Here is a 20027-nt window from a genome sequence, read left to right as displayed (position 1 = left end):
CCTCTCGAGCAGTAATTCCGGCCCCGTGCGCGACTGCCGTGGCCGGAGCGGTCGGCCGGCCGATCCGGCGATCGGATCCCGGGGCGTGGTGACGTTCCGGCCAGGTGGTCTGAGCAGCTGCCCAGCGGTCGGGTGGGGCCGGTCGTGACGCGGAATTCTGCGCGTCCGCGACGGTTGAATCTGACGTTGAACCAGGCGGAGCGCGATCCACACCCCGCGCCCCTCGACAAGGAGCACGTCATCGCATGAGCACGTCACCGGGCAGGGCACCTGTTCTCACTGCCGAGGAGCTCGGCATCCGTGGACCGCTGGGCGGGCGTGCCACCCTGGTGCAGTTCTCGTCGAACTTCTGTGCGCCCTGCCGGTCGACGCGCGGACTGCTCGCCTGGGTCGCCGGCAAGGAGCCCGGCGTGCGGCACGTCGAGCTGGAGATCACCCGGCACCTCGAGCTCGGCGAGGCTCTCGGCGTCACCCGGACCCCGACGTTCTTCCTCCTCGACCCCGACGGCGCGGTGCTCGCCCGCCAGGAGGATGCGCCGAGGCTCGCGGGTGTGCGCGAGCTGCTCGACCGGCTCGTTCCCGCACGCGGGTAGCTACCACGCCGGTCCTGCCACACGGGCGGGCTTGCGCGCGAGACACTGGGGTGGCAGCCCGTACGCCGGGCGGCCGACCCGACCGCGAGAGGGACGGAGAGCCGTGTGAGTGACGTCGTCGTAGGTGTGCTCGCCCTTGTCATCGGGCTGCTGCTGTGCTTCCGCGGGCGCGGGGCTATGCGCGTCCTGCTCGCCCTGTGGGGCGCGCTGGTCGGGTTCGGGCTCGGCATGGTGGTGGTTGCCGAGGTGACCGGCGAGGGGTACCTCGCGAGCACGGCCGGCTGGATGGCAGCGGTCGTCCTCGCTCTGGTCTTCTCCTGGTTGGCCTTCGTCTTCTTCTCGATCGCCGTCGTGCTGGGGTTCGCCTCGATGGGATTCGTGCTCGGCCGGACCGTCGCCGGGGCTCTGGGCGTCTCCGAGCCGTGGGTGATCATGGCAGTGGGCGTGGTCAGCGGCGTCGTACTGGGCCTGCTCGCGGCCGTCACAGACATGCCCGACCTGGTGCTCGTCGTCATCAGTGCGCTGGCCGGTGCGAGCGCCGCCGTCGGCGGTCTCCTGCTGCTGCTCGGCAACGTCGACCTCGACCACTACGTCGACACCCGGGTCGCTGTCGTCGACGAACCGCTGTGGTACGTCGGTCAGTTCGTGCTGGCCGTTGTCGGCATCGTCGTACAGGTCCGCCATACCCGTCGCGCACGTTCGCTGCGCCAGTCGTGGGGGTAGTGCCGGCAATGCGGTGAGCGTTACGGCGTCCGTCAGACGTCCGGCCCGATCGTCGACGACGACGCACCCCGTCCCTGACGTAGCGCCTGCCGAGCTCGCGAAGATCGAGAGCTCGTAAGCTCGAGGAGGCGCACGACCGCGACTCCGGCCCCCTGCTCGATCGCTGCAGGCGATGAACTACCCGATGGGGCCCCTGACCGGGATGGGGTCAGCAGCGGCCGTGGACGGCGCACTCGGGCACGAGACGCACCTGGCGCTCACGTACCTCGAAGTCCTCCGTGCGGGTGGTGATCGGGATCGTTCCGTCGATCGGCTCCCACACGCCCGTCCCACCCACCTGGAACTCGGCCTCCCAGACGGTGGTGAGCTCGACATGAATCGCCTCATGGCCGTCGGAGTACGGATAGGACACCGTGTGCGCGGGATACGGGGCGCCCGGATCGTCCCCGCTGGAGAACGGTGCGCTGCCGTCCATCGGGTCCCACACGTGCTCGGCCGGCGTGAACCGCACATCCACCTGTTGTCCGAGAAGCTCGGTGGACACGGTGTGCTCGGCCGCCGTGGTCCAGAGCAGGACGGGCATGTTCGCCAACTGCCACCGACCGTCCATCATCGCCTCCCCCGTGTTGACCAGCAGACTCGCCGCCTCGGACCGGGACACCGTCACGACGACGGGGTCCTCCCCGGGTGCGGCAGGCACGTCGGCCTGCGGACGGGAGACCGACCAGGGCGCCTCGAGTGCGCACGTCGAGCCTGTCCCCTGCTCCATCACGCTCGTGCACTGCCCGATCTGCGAGCCGTAGAACCCCGGGTTGCCCTTGCCGAGACCGAGCGCAACGAACGCGCGCTGGGCTTCGGCAGGGGCGCCGTGTCCGCGATCGGTGGCATGCCCGCTCTCCGCGACTTCACTGTTGGTCGTGCCGCGGGCCGATGCCAGCTGCTCGGACGCGGCGACATCCACACCCTCGTCAGAGATTCCGGTACCGATTCCGCCGTGCTCTCCATCGTCAGCACTAGCCACGGGTGTAACCCATATCAATGCTAGAACGGTGGTGAGACTGCCCAGCGTCACGGTGTACCTCCTCATGACGCGGTCTCGTCCGAACTAGCTTCATATGCTCCAGCAACGAACTGCCACTCTCCGTCGTGATGTCGGAGAACGATATGCATGATGAAGGGTGCTTCCTCCACTGCTTCGATCTGCTCACCGTGGACGTCGACGACTGAACGAGGCTCCTCGGACCCCCTGAACTCGACGATCCAATCAGGATGCTGTTCAGTTGGTGCGCCGACGATCGACTCATCGATCCGTACCACGTACTCGTCGATATATCTGCCATCGATCGCAAGTTCTTCGGTCGAATCAACCAATGACGAGCAGTATCCGCAGTCGTCACCCGACACTTCCACGAACGGTCCGGTTACGCCGGTTTCAGTCAGGTGCTCGATGAGCTCGAGGAAGTGATGAGCCGCCGCCAGCGCGCCGGCCTCGCCGTCGTCGTCCATCTCCGGGGGCGCTTCGGGCGCGGGCCGCGCACGGCGCTCGAGCTCCCACTCGGTCCACTCGATGTCCTCGGTGCTGACCTCGGCCCCGGCTGAACCGGACTCACGACCGCTCGACGACTCCGACGGTGTCTCCGTCATCCCGTCGGACGGTGTCTCCCCGGACTCGGCCTCGTCGTCGGGTCCGACACGCACCGGTGGTCGCTGCGTCTCGTCCGCGTCGTCGTCGCCCTCGCCACCGCAGCCGGCCAGTCCCATCGCACCGACGAGCAGCAGTGCGGTCAACCGACGCCGACGGCGCCCCCCTGGTCGCGTCATGCAGCCGAGGCTAGCGGCCCGGCCCACGCGGTGGGCGGTTACCGCTCACCCTGTGCACAACCTGGGCCGTCCACACCCGCAGGCGCCCGCGCCGTCCCCGCCGAGATGGAGCCCCGACGAACCGCAGGTTCGACAAGCCCAACCGCACGCTCGAGGGTCGAGAACCGCACACTCGATGACGTCGAGGGCTACTGGTTGCGGGCGTCCTCGAGCACCGAGCGCAGCTCGGTCACGACGGCGGCGCTCTCCTCGTCCTCGTGCGCGTCCAGGAGCTCGAGGTACTTCTCGGCGTCCTCGTAGCGCTCGGACTCGATCGCGGCCAGCACGATCTGGCGGCCCGCTGCCGGCACGTGCTGCTCGGCGTCCCAGTGCGCGGTCGCCAGCGCGTGCGCATGCGTGGGGTGGCCGGACTCCCGCAGCACCCACAGCGACTCGGCGAGCGCGAGGCCGGTCTCCTCGCGCGCGCACGCCGCACCGAGCCTCCGGTTCGCGCCGTCGAGGTCGTCCTCCACGGAGAGCCGGGCGAGCTCGATGAGCGGGTACCAGGCGTTCGGCCGACCGGCGAGCTCCTCGGCCAGCGCCCACACGGCGAGGTCGGCCGAGCGCGGGTCCGACTGCGGGACGTCCGCGGTCAACGGGTCCGCCGCGCGGGACTGGGAGCCGTGGCGGCGCACGATCTCCGCGAGCTCGTTGAACGCGACCGTGTCGTTCGGGTCCTCCTCGAGCCGCGCCCGCAGCTGCTCCTCGCGTGGGTCGGGCGCCTGCTCGTGGGCGGGCCGGTGGTGGCCGTGGTCGGTCGTGGCGAGCAGCAGTGCGAGCAGGAGAGCAGGACGGCGCGCGAGGGACATGCTCCTCAGGATAGCGGCCACGACCGAACTCGCTCGGTGAGCGAGTGCTCCCGGTCTCACCCACGGTGTCGCCCGTTCGGAGGCCCGTACCGGTCCCCGCGGCGCAACCCCCTGCGAGGCGTCCGACACGTAGGCGGAGCCCTGACCTGCCGTCGCTCCGGCGGTAGGTTGGCCCGATGATCGCTGTGCTCGCCCCAGGCCAGGGGGCCCAGACGCCGGGCATGCTCGCCCCGTGGGTCGAGGACCCCAGCTCCGCCGCTCTGCTCGACGAGCTGTCCTCCGCCGCGGACCTCGACCTCGCCGACCTCGGCACGCACGCCGACGCGGAGACCATCAAGGACACGGCGCTCGCCCAGCCGCTCATCGTCGCCTCCTCGATCCTCGCGTTCCGGGCGCTCGAGGCCCGCTCGCCAGGGTTCGTGCCGTCACTGACCGCCGGCCACTCCGTCGGCGAGCTCGCCGCACTCGCGATCGCGGGCGTCCTGTCCGACGTCGACGCCGTGCGTCTCGTCGCGGTCCGCGGCCGGGCCATGGCCGACGCCTCCGCCGTCACGCCCACGGGCATGTCCGCCTGCGTGGGAGGCGACGCAGAGGAGGTCACCGCCGCCATCGAGGCGGCCGGGCTGACCGCCGCCAACGTCAACGGGAGCGGCCAGATCGTCGCGGCCGGCACCCTCGAGCAGCTCGCCGCGTTCGCCGAGCAGCCGCCCGCCAAAACCCGGGTCGTGCCGCTCGCCGTCGCCGGCGCATTCCACACCGAGCACATGCGTCCCGCCGTCGACGTCGTGGGCTCCGCCGCGGGCGGCCTCGCCGCGGCCGACCCGCGCGTGACGCTCCTGTCCAACCGGGACGGCGTCGAGGTCACCTCGGGCGTCGAGGCGCTCGAGCGCGTCGTCGCCCAGATCGCCCACCCGGTCCGGTGGGACCTGTGCTGCGAGACCATGCTCTCCCGCGGGGTGCGCGCCGCCGTCGAGCTCGCCCCTGCCGGCGTGCTCACCCGACTGGCCAGGCGCACCCTTCCGGGCGTCACCGCCCGCGCCCTGTCCACCCCGGACGACCTGGCCGCCGCCGTCGAGCTCGTCGACACGGACACCGAAGGAGCCTCATGAGCCGCCCCGCACTCAGGACCGCACCGCCGAACCCTCACGCGAGGATCCTCGGCGTCGGGGGCTTCCGCGGCGAGAACGTCGTCCCCAACGACGACATCGTCGAGCCGATCAACTCCTCCGACGAGTGGATCCAGCAGCGCACGGGCATCGTCACGCGCACCTACGCGAACCCCGGCACCACGGTTGCCGACATGGCGTCGTCGGCGGCCGAGGCGGCCCTCGCCTCGGCCGGCGTCCCGGCGACGAGCGTCGACGCCGTCATCGTCGGCACCGTCACCTGGTTCACGCAGACGCCGTCGCTCGCGGGCATCGTCGCCGACCGGATCGGCGCGAACCCGGCGGCCTCCTACGACATCTCCGCCGCGTGCGCCGGGTACGCGTACGGCATCGCCCAGGCCGACGCCCTCGTCCGCTCCGGCACCGCCGAGCACGTGCTCGTCATCGGCGTGGAGAAGATGAGCGAGTACATCGACCCCACCGACCGGTCGATCAGCTTCATCCTCGGCGACGGTGCCGGCGCCGCCCTCGTCGGCCCCTCGGACACCCCGGGGATCGGTCCGACGGTGTGGGGCTCGGACGGGTCCAAGGCCGACGTCATCGCCCAGACCCACCCCTGGTCCACGTTCCGCTCGGACGACCCGGACGCGGACCGCTCCTGGCCGACGCTGCGCCAGGAGGGGCCCACCGTCTTCAAGTGGGCGAGCTTCGAGATGACGAAGATGGCGGGCCGGGCGATCGAGGCCGCGGGTCTGCGCCCCGAGGACATCGACGTGTTCGTCCCTCATCAGGCGAACATGCGGATCATCGACCACATGGTGAAGTACCTGGGGCTGCGCGACGACGTGGTCGTCGGACGGGACATCGCCGACACCGGTAACACCTCGGCCGCCTCGATCCCGCTCGCGCTCGAGCGCCTGATCCGCGAGGGACAGGCGAGCAGCGGCGACATCGCGCTGCAGATCGGCTTCGGCGCGGGCCTCGCCTACGCCGCACAGGTGGTGGTGGTGCCGTGATCCGGTGCCCGCGCCTGCCACACTGACCCCCGTCCACGTTCAACCCAACCAGGAGAAGCACATGGCACACACGGAGGAGGAGGTCCTCACGGGCCTCGCCGAGATCGTCAACGAGGAGACCGGGCTGCCGGTCGAGGACGTCAAGCCGGAGGCGTCGTTCACCGACGACCTGGACGTCGACTCCCTGTCGATGATGACGATCGCGACCCTCGCCGAGGAGCGCTTCAGCGTCACGATCCCGGACGACGAGGTCGCGAACCTCAAGACGGTCCAGGACGCCGTGAAGTACATCGTCGGGGCCCAGTCCTGACCACCGGTCGGGGGCCCCGCCAGGCGCCCCCGACCGCTCCCCCGCGAAGGGGGCCGAACCATCGCGCCGCTCCGGCGCGCACCCGAGGAGGAACCGTGCCCGAGCAGTCCACCGCACGCCGCCAGGTCGTCGTCACTGGCATGGGGACGACGAACCCCATCGGCGGCGACGTCGCGTCGACGTGGTCCGCCGCGCTCGCCGGCACCTCCGGCGTGGCGACCCTCGACAACGACTGGACCGAGACCTACGGGACGACCGTCACCTTCGCCGGCACCGTCAAGGTCGACCCCCTCGAGGTCCTGCCGCGCCCCGAGGCGCGCCGGCTCGACCCGTCGGGCCAGCTCGCCGTCGTCGCGGCGGACGAGGCGTGGGTCGACGCCGGCGAGCCCGACGTCGAGGGCGAACGCCTCGGCGTGGTCGTGGCCACCGGCATCGGCGGAATCCACACGTTGCTGAACGCGTGGGACACCGTCCGGGAGAAGGGCGCCCGCCGCGTCCTCCCGCTCACCGTCCCGATGCTCATGGCCAACTCCCCCGCGGCCAGCATCTCCGTCAAGCGCGGCGCACGCGCCGGTGCGCACGCGCCCGTGTCCGCCTGTGCGTCCGGCGCCGAGGCCGTCGCGTACGGGGTCGACATGATCCGCAAGGGCATCGCCGACGTGGTCATCGCCGGCGGCACCGAGTCCGCGATCCACCCGGTCACCATGGCCTCGTTCGGGAAGATGCAGGCGCTCTCGACGCGCAACGACGACCCGCAGGCCGCCTCACGCCCCTACGACGTCGACCGCGACGGCTTCGTCATGGGCGAGGGCGCCGGCATCGTCGTGCTGGAGTCGGCCGAGCACGCGGCCGCCCGCGGCGCGACCGTCCACGCCGAGGTGCTCGGCGTGGGGATGACGGCCGACGCGTTCGACGTCGCTCCCCCCGACCCGTCGGGCCAGGGGCAGGAACGGGCGATGCGCATCGCGCTGGAGGACTCCGGGCTCGCGGCGTCCGACGTCGTGCACGTCAACGCGCACGCCACCTCCACCCCGGTGGGAGACACCATCGAGGCAGAGGCCGTCCGTCGGCTCTTCGGCGAGCAGGTCACGGTCTCGGGGACGAAGTCGATGACCGGGCACCTGCTCGGCGGGGCCGGGGCGCTGGAGACGATCTTCGCCGTGCTCGCGGTCAAGGAGCGCACCGCTCCCCCGACGATCAACATCGAGAACCTCGACCCCGCCGTCAACGTCGACGTCGTCCGTGACACGCCCCGCGATCTGCCCGGCACCGGCCGACTGGCTGCCCTCAACAACGCGTTCGGGTTCGGGGGCCACAACGCCGCGCTCCTCGTCGGCAGCGTCTGACGGCCGGCGCTCACCGCACCTCGCTGTCCGTCCCGACGTCGAACGCCAGTCGGGGCGGCTGGCCGTTCACCACCCCGACGAACCGGACCTCACCGGACGGTGACCGGCCGAGCCGGCAAGCGCCCTCGACGGCCTCGTCCTCCAGGGCGCGGTCGCGAGCACCGGCCTGATAGAGCGCGAGCACCTTCGGAGCGGCGACGCGCGTACTCGGAAGCTCGATCCGGATGACGGGGATGACCGACCGCCCTTCCTCCTCGAGTTCCGGTCGCACGTCTTCAGGTCGCGGGACGACGTACCGCATCGTACGCTTCCCGGCATGGCCGTCAGAAGCGGTTTTCCCATCCTCACGAGCGACGCCATCGAGCCGCTCGTCGCCTTCTACGAGGCAGCGTTCGAGGCGACGAAGACGTACCGCTACCCGGGCGAGGACGGCCGGGACGTCTACGTCGCGCTCGACGTGGGTGGCATGCAGCTCGGCATCGGCGTCAGCACCGAGCTACCTCCGCCGGACCGGCGCACGGAGCTGTGGTTCTACGTCGACGACGTCGACGAGAGCTATCGCCGGGCTATCGACGCCGGTGCCGGCGACGAGGGCGCACCGAGCGACATGCCCTGGGGCGAGCGCGTCGCCCACGTGCGTGACCCTGACGGCCTGGTCATCCACCTCGGCGCACAGACCGCACCGGCGTGAGGTGCGGAGCGGACCTTCGGACCCGTGGACTCACGACGGCGCCGGCTCCGTACCGACGAGCTCAGCCCAGGCGCGCCCCGGCGTCGAGGGCGTGCTCGATGCCCGTGACGTACCGCCCGCTGTCGGAGACCAGGTAGAGCACCGCCTCGGACGAGTCGTCCGGCTCGAGCGCGGCCGTCGGCATGATGTTCATCTGCCGCGCCGCCTCCTCGAAGTCCTCGCGCGTGGGGCTCTCGAGATCGGGGCGGAAGAGCTTGTACGTCGGCTCGTTGAGAATCATCGGGCTCGCGAGCGTCGTCGGGTGGATCGTGTTGACCCGGATGCTCTGCGGGGCGAGCTCCTTTGCGAGGACCTTCATGAGCCCGACGACGCCGGCCTTCGCCGCCGTGTAGTGGGCGATGTTGGCGTTCGCCTTCATCGACGCGAGCGAGCTCGTGATGACGATCGCCCCACCGTTGCCGCCGGCGACGATGTGCGGCGCCGCGGCGCGGACCGTCTTCCAGACGCCCGTGAGGTTGATGTCGATCATCGTCTGCCACATGTGCTCGTCCATCTCGAGCGTGGGCGACATCGTGTTGATGCCGGCGTTGGCAAGGATGATGTCGAGGCGGCCGAGCTCGGCCACTCCCTCGTCGACGACGGCGGTCAGCGCCGCGAGGTCGCGGACGTCGACCTCGCGAGCGACGATGCGCCGGTCGAGCGCCTCGACCTGACGCACGGTCTCGGCGAGGTCCTCGGCGGTCGCGGTCGGGTACGGGACCGTGTCGATCTGTTCGGAGACGTCGACGGCGATGATGTCGGCGCCCTCCTGCGCGAGACGGACGGCGTGGTTGCGGCCCTGTCCCCTCGCTGCTCCGGTGATGAAGGCGACCTTGCCCTCGAGACGGCCTGCCATGGCGTGCTCCTTCCGTCGGCCCGGCGGGCGTCGGTGCCTGCCGAGGCATGTCCCAGCAGGCTATGGCACGCGGTGCCATTACGGAAGGGCGTCGGCCGCTGGTGCCGGTGCGCTCCGGGCGGCACGCGGCGTCCGGCGGGTCGCCTCACCCGGGGTCACCCCACCCGGTGCAGCCAGCGCACGGGCGCACCGGCGCCCGCGTACCGGAACGGCTCGAGCTCGTCGTCCCAGGCCTGGCCGAGGGCGAGGTCGAGCTCGTGCCGCAGCCGGGAGGGGTCGGTCCCGTGCTCGAGCGCTGCGCGCACGCGGTTCTCGGGCACCACGACGTTCCCGTGTGAGTCCGTCTGGGCGTAGAAGATGCCGAGCTCGGGTGTGTGCGACCACCGTCCGCCGTCGGAGCCCGGTGCGGCCTCCTCGGTGATCTCGTAGCGCAGGTGCTGCCAGCCGCGCAGGGCGGAGGCGAGGCGCGCGCCGGTCCCGACGGGGCCGACCCAGGACCGCTCGGCGCGCAGGAGTCCGGGCGCGGCGGGCTGCTCGGTCCACTCCAGCGCCACGCGCGCGTCGAGGACCTGGCCGGCCGCCCACTCCACATGGGGGCACAGCGCACGGGTCGCGGAGTGCACGAAGACAACGCCGCGGGTGTAGGCACCACTCATGTCGAGCCTCCTGGTTCGTGTGCGAGGGACGTCTTCCCCAACGGCCTCACGAGGAACCGGGCTGAACATGATCCACGGCGGAACAGCACCAGGATGCACGAGTCGGCGGCATTGCGCCAGAGTCGGGACGGACGGGTGTGGTAGATGGGGATAGTGCGACGCGAGTGACGAATTCAGGCCTCCGAGCGCCCCCGGTCGCTCGGGACGTCGTCCCGTGCCCCCGCCACGTCGATGATGCGCGCGACGAGCCGCTCCCGCACCGGGGGCAGGAGCTCCTCGGAGGTCAGCGCCTCGTAGAGCCAGAGTCCGTCGGCGGCGAGGCGCGCCACGAACCGATCGACTGTTGCGTCGTCGTCCGGGTCCGGGGCGGCCGGCGCCCACTCCTCCAGCACACGCCGCCACGGCAGCAGCAGGCCGTCCTCGTCGGCCGCTTCCAGGAGCAGGCGCAGCTCGGCGCGCGTCGCCGACGCCGCCGTGCTGCGGACGTAGGCGGCAAGCCGGGCCTCCTCGGCGCGTGGGGCACCGGTGGTGCCGGCCGGCGCGTCACCGACAACCGTGCCGGCCGAGTCACCGGCGGCACGACCCTCCGACGCCTCACCGGCCGCTCCGGCGCCGCGTCCCGCGTGCCGGCTCATCTCGGTGTGCCACTGCTCGCCGACCCTCTCGTGCATCGCCTCGAGGAGGGCCTCTCGTGAGGGGAAGTGGTAGAGCAGGCCGCCCTTGGTCAGGCCGGTCTCGACCGTGAGCGCCTCGTAGGTGAGCGCACGGACGCCGTCGCGGCCGACGATCGCGAAGGCGGCGTCGAGGACGGCGGCACGCTTGCTGGACCGGGACATCACTCGTTCCCCTCGTAGGTGCTGGCGCGGGAGCCGCGGCCGTGGTGACGCAACATCCGCGCCGTCGCGACCGCGGTCGTGGCGAGGGCCAGGGTGACGACGGCGAGCACCACGGCGTAGGCGTGGTCGAAGGCGGCGGAGGCGGCCTCCATGAGGCCGGGGGTCGTACCGGCGACCTCTCGCGCCTCTCCGATGCTCGATCCGGCCGCCTCGGGCGCACCGGCGGGCAGGGAGACGCGCGCCGTGTAGAGCAGGGAGGACAGGCTGCCGAGCACGGCGACGGCCACCAGTCCGCCGAACTCGTAGCTCACCTCCTCCACGGAGGCGGCCATGCCGGCCCGCCGCGGCGGGGCGTTGCCGAGGATCGCCGTCGAGGCGACGGACATCGAGGCGCCGAGCCCGAGGCCGGTGATCACGAGGCCGACGACGAGCAGGGCGAGGCTCGAGCGGGCCCCGGCGAGCGTCACGACCAGGCCCAGGGTGGCGATCGTGAAGCCGCCGGAGATCAGCAGCCGGAGCCCGGCGCGGTGGAGGATCATGCCGCCGAGAAGCCCGGTCGGCAGCGAGCCGGCCGCGACGGCGGTGACGAGCAGCCCGGCCTCCAGCGGCGAGTAGCCCGCGACGAGCTGGAAGCGCTGCGTGGTGAGCAGCTGGACGCCGCCGATGACGAACATGGCGGTGACGGCCGCGAGCACCCCGGCGGAGAAGGCCGGGTTGCGGAACACCGTGAAGTCGAGGAGCGGGTCGGCGAGGCGCCGCTGCCGGCGGACGAACAGCACACCGCCGACGACGGCGACGGCGGCCGCCGCGGCGACAGTCCCCCAGGCCTGGGGCTGGTGGAACGCCTCCTTGATCGCGAGCACGGCGCCGCTGAGCATGACCAGCGCCAGGATCGAGGAGGGGACGTCGAACGACTTCGACGGGTCCCGCGGCGCGCGCGGGGCCACGAGCGGGGTGACGATCAGCGCGACGACGACCACGGGCACGTTGATGAGGAAGACCGATCCCCACCAGAAGTGCTCGAGCAGCAGGCCACCGATGATCGGGCCGATGCCGAAGCCGATGATCGAGATGCTGCCCCAGACGGCGATCGCGAAGTTGCGCTCTCGGACGTCGTCGAAGCCGAGGCGCACGAGCGCGAGAGTTGCCGGCATCATCCCCGCGGCGCCCACCGCGAGGAAGGCCCGCGCCGCGATGAGGACGCCCGCCGTCGGGGCGAAGGCGGCCGCGAGGGAGGCGACGCCGAAGACGACGAGGCCGCCGAGGAACATCGTCCGGTGGCCGATCCGGTCCCCCAGCGCGCCGGAGCCGAGGAGGAGGCCCGCGATGACGAGCGGGTAGGCGTTGATGATCCACAGCGCCTGCGATGCAGACGCGTCGAGCTCGGCGGTCAGGGTCGGCAGCGCCGTGTAGAGCACCGAGTTGTCGAGCGTGATGAGCAGCAGGCCGACGCTCACGGTGGCCAGCAGGAGCCAGCGCCGCGAGGCTGCGGTGGTGGAGGTGCGTCCGGTCATCGTCACGACCCAAAACTGTACCGTCCGTACGGTTCAAGTCACCGTGTGGACCCAGTCACGGAAGCCGGGGGCGGGCCCGGGCGACACCGGGCTTGTCAGACCATCATCTCGCGCACGGCCTTCATGGCCTTCTTCTTCACCGAGCGCTCGAGGCGGTCGAGGTACAGCATGCCGTCGAGGTGGTCGAGCTCGTGGAGGATGCAGCGCGCCATGAGCTCCTCCCCCTCGACGACGACCTTCTTGCCGTCGACGTCGATGCCCTCGGCACGCGCGTACCAGGCACGCTCGGTGGGGTACCAGAGGCCGGGGACCGACAGGCAGCCCTCCTCGCCGTCCTGGTAGTGCTCCTCGTCGACGGCGACGAGCGTGGGGTTGAGGATGTAGCCGATCTCGTCCTCGATGTTCCAGGAGAACGCCCGCAGGGAGACCCCGATCTGGTTCGCGGCCAGGCCGGCGCGCCCCTCGTCGTCGACGGTCTCGCACAGGTCCTCGACGAGCTGCTTGACGGTGTGGTCGATGTCCGTCACGGGGTCGCACACGGTGCGCAGCACGGGGTCGCCGACGGTCCTGATCTCACGCATGGCCATGGGGCTCATTGTTTCACCGGCGCGGGGGCGCGCCCGGCGCTCGTCCCCCACCCCCTGGGTCCGGCTCGGTGAGTCTGCCCACAGGTCGCCCGCGGGGCGGGATTCTGCCCCTGGGGCCGCCCCCGGGTTTGTTAGAGTCGGTCGTCGCACGATCCCGCGTAGCTCAATGGCAGAGCATTCGACTGTTAATCGAACGGTTGCTGGTTCGAGTCCAGCCGCGGGAGCCGAGAAGGCCCGGGACCACCACGGTCCCGGGCCTTTGTCGGTGCCCGGCCCGGAATGTTCTCGCCCCGCCATCGGTTCGGTCGTAGGGTCGTCCGCGGCCCGCCGGTCCGTGCCCGGCTCACGCCCCGCACCTATCGGGCCACCACCGTCCGTCGACGTCCCGCGCCGACCTCCGACGCCTTGCCGCTCCCGGCCACGAGCGGCGAGCGCCGCTCCGCACCGCCCGTCCTCCTGGAGGTCCCATGTCACCCGCCGCCACCACCTCCTCACGCCCGGACGAGGCCATCGACCCGCAGGGCATGAAGGTTATCTGGCTGCTGCTCGTCGCCGCCTTCGTCGCCATCCTCAACGAGACGACGATGGGCATCGCCGTGCCCGACCTCAACAGGGACCTCGGCCTGGACCCCGAGCTCGGGCAGTGGCTGACCAGCGCGTTCATGCTGACGATGGCGGTCGTCATTCCCACCACGGGGTTCGTGCTCGAGCGGTTCACCACCCGCCAGGTGTTTCTCGCGGCGTCGAGCCTGTTCGCGCTCGGCACCCTGATCTGCCTCGTGGCACCCGGATTTCCGCTGCTGCTCACCGGCCGCGTCGTACAGGCCACCGGCACCGGCATCATGCTCCCCTTGCTGATGACGACGATCATGAACGTCGTCCCGCCGGGCTCCCGCGGGCGGATGATGGGCCTGGTCGGCATGGTCATCTCGCTCGCCCCGGCGATCGGCCCCACCCTGTCCGGCGCCGTGCTGGAGGCGCTGAGCTGGCGCTGGCTCTTCGCGATCGTCCTGCCCATCGCCCTCGTCTCGCTGTTCCTCGGCGCCCGCTGGATGACCAACCTCGGCGAGACGTCGAGGCCGTCGTTCGACCCACTGTCCGTCGTTCTCACGGCCCTCGGTTTCGGCGGCACCGTGTTCGCGCTCAGCCAGTTCGCGGCCGAGGGCGAGGCGGGGCTCGCCGCTCGGGTCGGGATGTCGACGACCGGGTTCGCGCTGACGATCCTCGCCGTCGGGCTCGTCGTGCTCGCCCTCTTCGTGTGGCGCCAGCTCGCGCTCCAGCGGTCGGACCGGGCGCTGCTCGACCTGCGGGTGTTCACCTCGCGGAACTTCACCGTGGCCGTGGCCATCATGGCGATCGTCGCGCTGGCCATGTTCGGCACGCTCAACCTGCTGCCGCTGTTCCTGCGGGACGTCGCCCAGCTCGACGCCCTGCAGTCCGGCCTCGTCCTGCTGCCGGGCTCGCTCGTCATGGGGCTGCTCGCGCCGGTCATCGGCCGGGCGTACGACGCGCGCGGCCCCCGCGCGCTGCTCGTCCCGGGCACGACCCTGCTGACGGCCGGGCTGCTCTTCTACGGGACCATCGGCCAGGCCACGCCGGTGTGGCTGATCGTCGTGGTCCAGACCGGCATCTCGCTGGGCCTGGCCATGTCCTTCACGCCGCTGTTCTCGGCGTCGCTCGGGTCGCTCCCCCGCGCGCTGTACCCGCACGGTTCGGCGGTGCTCAACACTCTGCAGCAGGTGGCCGGTGCCGCGGGCGTCGCGGTGCTCGTCGGCCTGTACTCCGCCGTCCTCGGCGCGGGCACGGACGACGGGCTCCCGAAGGCCGCCGCAGGCGAGCCGGGCGCCCAGACGGGCTTCCTCGTGGCCTCGGGCTTCGCGCTCGTCGCCGCGGTGCTGGCCTGGTTCATCCGGACCCCCACGGACCAGGAGGAGCACGACGACGCCGGACGAGGCGAGGGATCGCCGATCGCGGAGGGCGGCCCGGCCCCGACGACGGGCCCCGCCGGGAACGCGGACGTCCCGCACGGCCCGACCGATCGAGCGCGTGCTGACCGTCCGCGCGACCCGACCGACCGGGGGCCGGCCGACGAGCGTCACGTGCCGGCCGACGTCGTCGGCTGACCTCCCGAACGCAGCGCGACGGACGGCCCTCGGTGCTCCGGTTTCTACCGGGGCACCGAGGGCCGTCCGCTTGCCGGCCGCCCAGCTGACCGGTCGCGTGCTACGCCAGGGCGTCGAGCCGCGCGCGGATGTCGTCCTTGACGGCGGGCGGCGCCCAGGAGATGTCCACGGCGTTGCGCTCCAGCTGGAGGAGCTCGGCTGGCGTGAACCCGGCCTCCTCCGCCAGCACGGCGAGGTTCTCCTGGACGTAGCCGCCGAAGTAGGCCGGGTCGTCGGAGTTGATCGTGATCCTGATGCCGAGCTCGAGGCAGCGCCGGATCTCGGCGGCCTTGGTGCCGTCGCCGCAGAAGGTGTTGGAGATCGGGCACGAGGTCAGCCCGATGCCGCGCACGATCACCTCCTGCGTCAGCTCCTCGTCCTCGAGCACGTTCGTCCCGTGGTCGATGCGCTCCACGCCGATCTCGTGGAGCACCTGACGAATGTGCTCGATCGAGTTCTCCTGGTCGACGTCGCAGTGCATCGTCAGCCGGTACCCCTCGCGGCGTGCGCGAGCGAACACCTTTGCGAACTTCTCCGGAGGGTTCCCCTTCTCGTCTGAGTCCAGGCCGACCCCGACGATCCACTCGCGGTACGGCAGCGACTCGAGCAGCGTCGCCATCGCGTAGCCCGCCTCGAAGTCCCGCAGGAAGCACATGATGAGCGCGCTACGGACGCCGAGACGGTTCTCGGCATCCATCTGCGCACGCCGCAGACCCCGGATCACGACGTCGAACGGCACGCCCCGCGACGTGTGCGCCTGCGGGTCGAAGAACATCTCGACGTAGGCCACGTTCTGCGCGGCGGCGCGTTCGAGGTACTCCCGTGCCAGGTCGTAGAAGTCCTCCTCGGTGAGCAGCACGTTCATGCCCTCGTAGTAGACGGCGAGGAAGGACGGAAGGTCGTCGAAGTCGTAGGTCTCGCGCAGCGCCGCGGGGCTCTCGAACGGGTTGGCCAGGTTGTTGCGCTCGGCGAGCCGGAAGCGGAGCTCGGGCTCGAGGGTGCCCTCGATGTGCAGGTGAAGCTCCACCTTGGGCAGGGCGGTGAGGAAGTCGTCGTCGACAGTCATGCCTCGTACTTTCGCGCTCCCGCGAGCCGGTGTCGAGCCGACACGACAGGTGGCAGCCTCACTCACCCAGGCCGACGGCGCCGCGCGCCTCCGCCTCCGCCGCGAGGATCGCCTCGGCCTCCGCGGTGTCACCGGCAAGCGGGCCGGTGGTCGTCGTCTGGGAGATCAGCTCGCCGGCCTCCCCGCGCCGGACGTGGACCTGGACCTCGGAGCGGTTGGGCAGCTCGCGGCGGACCGTGTGCACCAGCGAGGAGGTCACTCGTTCGCGGAGAGCGTCGGCGAGGGCCTGGACGTCGTCGTCCTTGGTGCGCAGCTCGGCGGCCGGGGTCGTGGTGTCGACGTAGGTCACCGTGAAGACGCGTGTCTCTCCGTCCCAGCGGGCGTGGAGGATCTCGTGCCACGGCGTGCGCGAGCGGACGGCCTCGGCGTCGACGAGCGTGAGGGCCGACGGCGTGGCGACGGCCCAGGTGCCGTCCTCGAGCTCGGCGGCCGAAAGGACGGGGGCCTTGGTCAGGTGGGCACGGATCTCGGCGGGCGGGAGCGGGCGACGACGGCGCATGGTCCCAACCTACGTGGCGCCGGCGTTGCCGGCGGTGCCGGTGCGGCGCCGCACAGCGCCGGGACCTCACGACGAGGGGCGGGCCTCCGCCGCGGCAGCGATGTCCACGAGGTCCTGCCTCATCATCTTCTTCGCCATCATCAGGCCGAGCCGGTTCGGCACCGTCATGAGGACGCGCTTGATCAGGCCCCCGTCCGTCTCCTCCCCGCCGAACTCCATGGTGAGCCGCGTGCCCGTAGGGATCGGCTCGAGGTGGAAGGTCGTCCCGTAGGTGGCGCCGCGCGCTTCGGCGGCGAGGACGGTCGAGCGCGGCTCGTCGACCGCCGTCACCCACATCTCCTCAGTCTCCGAGCCGCCCATGAAGGAGCGGGTCTCCTTCCAGCGGGTTCCCACGCGATAGGGACCGTCGGTGAGCATCTCGATGGAGCTGACGCCGCTGAGGACCTGCTCGCTGCCGGCGGGGTCCGTGAGGATCTGCCAGACGGCGTCGGGCGGCGCGGCGATGTCGCGCGTGAGCGTCAGGGTGCGGGTAGCCATGTCGGTCTCCGTCCAGGTCTCGGGCGCTCTCGCGTGGACGCCCGGCGCTCAGAGTAGGCCCCGACGACGGACCGGAGCGGGCCCGCGTGGCCGGACGTGGCGCGGGGCCAGACGTGGCGCGGCGTCGGACGTGGCGTGCAGGGCCGGGGTCACCGCGCGGGGCCGGACGCGGTGCGCAGGTCGTCGCACAGGAGTCCGTCGAGGTGGGCGCCCGGACCTCCGTCGCCGAACTAGGATGGGCCGCCGTGGCCGACGAGGTCCGCTCGCGCGGATCGGTGGCGGCCATGCGCCCCTGTAGCTCAGCCGGTCAGAGCAGCGAACTCATAATTCGTCGGTCGCGGGTTCAAGCCCCGCCGGGGGCACCGGTTTCTACGACCCGCTGTAGCCACCGGTATAACCACGGCGCGTCCGCGGCCCTCGTGTCGGCCACGGTCGACCGCTACGACCGCTCGAGCAGGCGGTCGAGCCCCTCGCCGCGGGCGTAAGAGGCCTGAGTCCCACGGCGCGTGACGGAGTCCGACGCCAGCGTCGTGCCCAGCCTGATCGCGTCCGCCGGCGAGGCGCCCCCGGCGAGCGCGTACGCGAACCCGCCGCAGAAGGCGTCCCCGGCACCGGTGGTGTCCACCGCGCGGACCGCGGGCGCCTCGAACCTCTCGGCCACGCCGTCGCGGACGAGCAGCGCGCCCCGCTCCCCCAGCGTGACCACCAGCGACGCGTCGATCCGGTCGGCGAACGTGAGGGCGTCGGCCTCGAGGTCGCCCACGGTCCGCCCCGTCTCGGCCTCGAGGAGGATGGCGAGCTCGGTCTCGTTGGGCACCACCCAGTCGGTCACCCGCAGCAGCTCGGGATCGACCGGGGCGGCGGGGGCGGGGTTGAGGACCGTGGTCGCACCGCTTCGACGGGCGCGCTCGAAGCCGCGGCAGATCGTCTCCTGCGGGACCTCGAGCTGGCTGAGCACGAGATCGGGGGCCGGCGAGCCGTCGAACGCGGCATCGACGTGGTCCGGGGTGAGCAGCTCGTTGGCACCGGGCGCGAGCACGATCCGGTTGTCGCCGTCGGGGTCCACGAGGATCATCGCCAGCCCGCTGTGGGTGTCGTCCACCTCGACGATGAAGTCCGTGCCGATCCCGGACGACCGGAAGTTCTCGATCGTGTCCCGGCCGAAGGAGTCCGTCCCGACGGCACAGACCATCGTCACCTGCGCGCCGAGGAGCGCGGCCATCACCGCCTGGTTGGCACCCTTTCCGCCGAAGCCCTGCGCGAAGTCCTTGCCGAACACCGTCTCCCCCCGGTCCGGCATGCGATCGAGGTAGGAGACGAGGTCGGTCATCGTGCTGCTGACGATCATGATCCTTGGTCCGGGCACGGCGTTCTCCTTGTCGTCGTCGACGATCGATGCACCTCGCACGGTAGCCGCGGCGGGGGCGGGCCCGCAGCGCGACGAGACCCACGGGACCCCGGACGGGAACATCCCTGCGGCGCTGGTCAGCGGCACATATCGTTGGCAGGCATCCGTTGCCGACGGGGGCCGACCGGAGGGCCGGGCTCGGGTGCAGCACACGACGACGTAGGAGGGCACGATGTCGAACGACGGGTCGTGGGGCCAGCCCGGCGGGAACCCGCAACAGGGCGGCTTCGACCAGGGGGCCGGGTACCCGGCCAACGGTGGATGGGACCAGGGCGCGGGCGCTGCCGGGCAGGGCGGCTACGGGCAACAGCCCGGGTCCGGCCAGCAGCCCGCGTATGGCCAGCAGCCCGGGTACGGCCAGCAGCCCGCGTACGGCCAGCAGCCCGCCTACGGCCAGGCCGGAGGCTATCCGGCCCAGGGCGGCTACGGGCAACCCGGCTACGGGCCCGGACCTGGTGGGCCCGGTGGCCCCGGCAGCCCTGGTGACGACGGGCCGGATTCTGGGGGCTCAGGCGGCAAGGGCTGGCTGTGGGCGATCATCGGCCTGCTCGTCGCGGCCGCGCTCGCCGTCGGCGCGTACTTCCTGTTCTTCTCCGGCGACGACGACGAGAGCGCGACCGGCGGGCCGACCGACGAGGCCACCTCGTCGGCGCCACCGGAGGAGGGCACGGACGAGCCGACCGACGAGACCGAGGAGCCCACCACGGAGGACACCGAGGAGCCCACCACGGACGAGACCGAGGAGCCCACCACGGACGAGACCGAGGAACCGACCACGGAGGACACCGAGGAACCCACCACGGAGGAGACCGACGCACCGCAGGGCGGCACGTCGACCGTCCAGCAGTTCGAGGTCGGTCAGTGCCTCGACATGGACGCAGCAACCAGCGGCGGGGAGGGCACCGTCTCCGAGCTCCCCGTCGTGGACTGCACCGAGGAGCACACCGGTGAGGTCTACGTCGTCCACACCTTCGAGGGCGACGAGTTCCCGGGTGCGGAGCAGGTCGCCAGCGAGCTCGAGGCCGAGTGCGAGGCGGCGTTCGAGGAGTACGTCGGCATCGACTACGCCACCAGCGTCTTCGCGGCTCAGCTGCTCACCCCCACCCAGGAGACCTGGGACCAGGCGAACGACCGTGAGGGCATCTGCATCCTCACCACCCCCGCGGGAACGACCGGTTCGGCCGAGGGCAGCGCACGCTGACCCGTACCCGACCATGACATCGGCGCCGCACGCCCAGCGTGCGGCGCCGACGTACGTCCGGGCCCGCCGCGGGTGAGGACTCCCCATCGGGCTCCGGCCCCCGCCACCCGGCGCAGACATACCGTGGCGCTGTCCGCCGGGAACGGTGGGCG

The 20027-nt window shown here is 71.7% G+C and carries 22 protein-coding genes and 2 tRNA genes; 11 read left to right on the top strand and 13 right to left on the bottom strand.

Annotated features, from left to right (window positions below; all coding sequences use genetic code 11):
* Window positions 1-245: 245 nt before the first annotated feature.
* Both AC24HA_RS08800 and AC24HA_RS08795 read left to right on the top strand, forming a co-directional pair.
* Window positions 246-593 (top strand): TlpA family protein disulfide reductase, encoded by a 348-nt coding sequence (locus tag AC24HA_RS08800; protein ID WP_425710227.1) that lies wholly within the window; start codon window positions 246-248, stop codon window positions 591-593.
* A gap of 105 nt (window positions 594-698) precedes the next feature.
* The gene (locus AC24HA_RS08795) at window positions 699-1316 is read left to right on the top strand and encodes a hypothetical protein (RefSeq protein ID WP_425710226.1); all 618 of its coding nucleotides are present in this window, start codon (window positions 699-701) and stop codon (window positions 1314-1316) included.
* A gap of 208 nt (window positions 1317-1524) precedes the next feature.
* On the opposite strand, the gene AC24HA_RS08790 is transcribed toward AC24HA_RS08795, so the two are convergent.
* From AC24HA_RS08790 to AC24HA_RS08780, 3 genes are all read right to left on the bottom strand, one after another.
* A complete protein-coding gene (locus tag AC24HA_RS08790) occupies window positions 1525-2388 on the bottom strand; it encodes a hypothetical protein (protein ID WP_425710225.1) in 864 nt (287 codons plus the stop codon).
* A gap of 11 nt (window positions 2389-2399) precedes the next feature.
* Complete coding sequence (locus tag AC24HA_RS08785; protein WP_487563491.1) at window positions 2400-3104, bottom strand: DUF6318 family protein; 705 nt, start codon at window positions 3102-3104, stop codon at window positions 2400-2402.
* Window positions 3105-3325: 221 nt separating this feature from the next.
* Window positions 3326-3985 (bottom strand): hypothetical protein, encoded by a 660-nt coding sequence (locus tag AC24HA_RS08780; RefSeq protein ID WP_425708974.1) that lies wholly within the window; start codon window positions 3983-3985, stop codon window positions 3326-3328.
* A gap of 176 nt (window positions 3986-4161) precedes the next feature.
* Here AC24HA_RS08780 and AC24HA_RS08775 point away from each other — a divergent pair, with 176 nt between their 5' ends.
* The 4 genes from AC24HA_RS08775 (at window position 4162) to AC24HA_RS08760 (ending at window position 7763) form a co-directional block, all read left to right on the top strand.
* On the top strand, window positions 4162-5094 hold the full coding sequence (locus tag AC24HA_RS08775) for an ACP S-malonyltransferase (protein ID WP_425708975.1): 933 nt from the start codon (window positions 4162-4164) through the stop codon (window positions 5092-5094).
* Window positions 5091-6107, top strand: a complete 1017-nt coding sequence (locus tag AC24HA_RS08770) for a beta-ketoacyl-ACP synthase III (RefSeq protein WP_425708976.1) — start codon at window positions 5091-5093, stop codon at window positions 6105-6107. Before AC24HA_RS08775 ends, AC24HA_RS08770 begins: the two co-directional genes overlap by 4 nt.
* Before the next feature lie 61 nt (window positions 6108-6168).
* The gene (locus AC24HA_RS08765; RefSeq protein ID WP_425708977.1) at window positions 6169-6417 is read left to right on the top strand and encodes an acyl carrier protein; all 249 of its coding nucleotides are present in this window, start codon (window positions 6169-6171) and stop codon (window positions 6415-6417) included.
* Window positions 6418-6557: 140 nt separating this feature from the next.
* Complete coding sequence (locus AC24HA_RS08760) at window positions 6558-7763, top strand: beta-ketoacyl-[acyl-carrier-protein] synthase family protein (protein ID WP_487563625.1); 1206 nt, start codon at window positions 6558-6560, stop codon at window positions 7761-7763.
* A 10-nt stretch (window positions 7764-7773) separates the two neighbouring features.
* On the opposite strand, the gene AC24HA_RS08755 is transcribed toward AC24HA_RS08760, so the two are convergent.
* Window positions 7774-8064, bottom strand: a complete 291-nt coding sequence (locus tag AC24HA_RS08755) for a hypothetical protein (protein ID WP_425708979.1) — start codon at window positions 8062-8064, stop codon at window positions 7774-7776.
* Between the two features lie 15 nt (window positions 8065-8079).
* Here AC24HA_RS08755 and AC24HA_RS08750 point away from each other — a divergent pair, with 15 nt between their 5' ends.
* Window positions 8080-8454, top strand: coding sequence for a VOC family protein (locus AC24HA_RS08750; RefSeq protein WP_425708980.1), 375 nt, complete (start codon window positions 8080-8082; stop codon window positions 8452-8454).
* A 61-nt stretch (window positions 8455-8515) separates the two neighbouring features.
* Here the strand turns inward: AC24HA_RS08750 and AC24HA_RS08745 are convergent, their stop codons facing one another.
* The 5 genes from AC24HA_RS08745 to def form a co-directional block, all read right to left on the bottom strand.
* Window positions 8516-9349 carry a mycofactocin-coupled SDR family oxidoreductase gene (locus tag AC24HA_RS08745; RefSeq protein WP_425708981.1) on the bottom strand — a complete coding sequence of 278 codons (834 nt, stop codon included), beginning with the start codon at window positions 9347-9349 and terminating at the stop codon, window positions 8516-8518.
* 155 nt (window positions 9350-9504) lie between these two features.
* Window positions 9505-10005 (bottom strand): DUF3145 domain-containing protein, encoded by a 501-nt coding sequence (locus AC24HA_RS08740; protein ID WP_425708982.1) that lies wholly within the window; start codon window positions 10003-10005, stop codon window positions 9505-9507.
* Window positions 10006-10178: 173 nt separating this feature from the next.
* Entirely contained in the window at window positions 10179-10841 is a 663-nt protein-coding gene (locus AC24HA_RS08735) for a TetR family transcriptional regulator (RefSeq protein ID WP_425708983.1), read from the bottom strand.
* Window positions 10841-12355, bottom strand: a complete 1515-nt coding sequence (locus AC24HA_RS08730; RefSeq protein WP_425709123.1) for an MFS transporter — start codon at window positions 12353-12355, stop codon at window positions 10841-10843. The genes AC24HA_RS08735 and AC24HA_RS08730 overlap by 1 nt, the downstream gene beginning before the upstream one ends.
* A 95-nt stretch (window positions 12356-12450) precedes the next feature.
* Window positions 12451-12942, bottom strand: a complete 492-nt coding sequence (gene def / locus AC24HA_RS08725; RefSeq protein WP_425708984.1) for a peptide deformylase — start codon at window positions 12940-12942, stop codon at window positions 12451-12453.
* Window positions 12943-13094: 152 nt separating this feature from the next.
* Here def and AC24HA_RS08720 point away from each other — a divergent pair.
* Window positions 13095-13166 (top strand) — tRNA-Asn (locus AC24HA_RS08720).
* Window positions 13167-13409: 243 nt separating this feature from the next.
* Window positions 13410-15065 carry an MDR family MFS transporter gene (locus tag AC24HA_RS08715; protein WP_425708985.1) on the top strand — a complete coding sequence of 552 codons (1656 nt, stop codon included), beginning with the start codon at window positions 13410-13412 and terminating at the stop codon, window positions 15063-15065.
* Window positions 15066-15165: 100 nt separating this feature from the next.
* Here the strand turns inward: AC24HA_RS08715 and add are convergent, their stop codons facing one another.
* From add to AC24HA_RS08700, 3 genes are all read right to left on the bottom strand, one after another.
* Window positions 15166-16170, bottom strand: coding sequence for an adenosine deaminase (gene add / locus AC24HA_RS08710; protein WP_425708986.1), 1005 nt, complete (start codon window positions 16168-16170; stop codon window positions 15166-15168).
* A 58-nt stretch (window positions 16171-16228) separates the two neighbouring features.
* The gene (locus AC24HA_RS08705; protein WP_425708987.1) at window positions 16229-16729 is read right to left on the bottom strand and encodes a hypothetical protein; all 501 of its coding nucleotides are present in this window, start codon (window positions 16727-16729) and stop codon (window positions 16229-16231) included.
* 66 nt (window positions 16730-16795) lie between these two features.
* Complete coding sequence (locus AC24HA_RS08700; protein ID WP_425708988.1) at window positions 16796-17266, bottom strand: SRPBCC family protein; 471 nt, start codon at window positions 17264-17266, stop codon at window positions 16796-16798.
* 288 nt (window positions 17267-17554) lie between these two features.
* Here AC24HA_RS08700 and AC24HA_RS08695 point away from each other — a divergent pair.
* Window positions 17555-17628 (top strand) — tRNA-Ile (locus AC24HA_RS08695).
* Between the two features lie 77 nt (window positions 17629-17705).
* On the opposite strand, the gene rbsK is transcribed toward AC24HA_RS08695, so the two are convergent.
* Window positions 17706-18632: a ribokinase gene (gene rbsK / locus AC24HA_RS08690; RefSeq protein WP_425708989.1), complete on the bottom strand. Its 927-nt coding sequence runs from the start codon at window positions 18630-18632 to the stop codon at window positions 17706-17708.
* Window positions 18633-18846: 214 nt separating this feature from the next.
* Between rbsK and AC24HA_RS08685 the strand changes: the two genes are divergently transcribed.
* A complete protein-coding gene (locus AC24HA_RS08685) occupies window positions 18847-19875 on the top strand; it encodes a septum formation family protein (RefSeq protein WP_425708990.1) in 1029 nt (342 codons plus the stop codon).
* Window positions 19876-20027 lie beyond the last annotated feature (152 nt).

This window comes from Georgenia sp. Z1491 (assembly GCF_057652395.1).
Note: the sequence above shows the minus strand (reverse complement) of the source record. Positions and strands in the feature narration are given on the sequence as shown.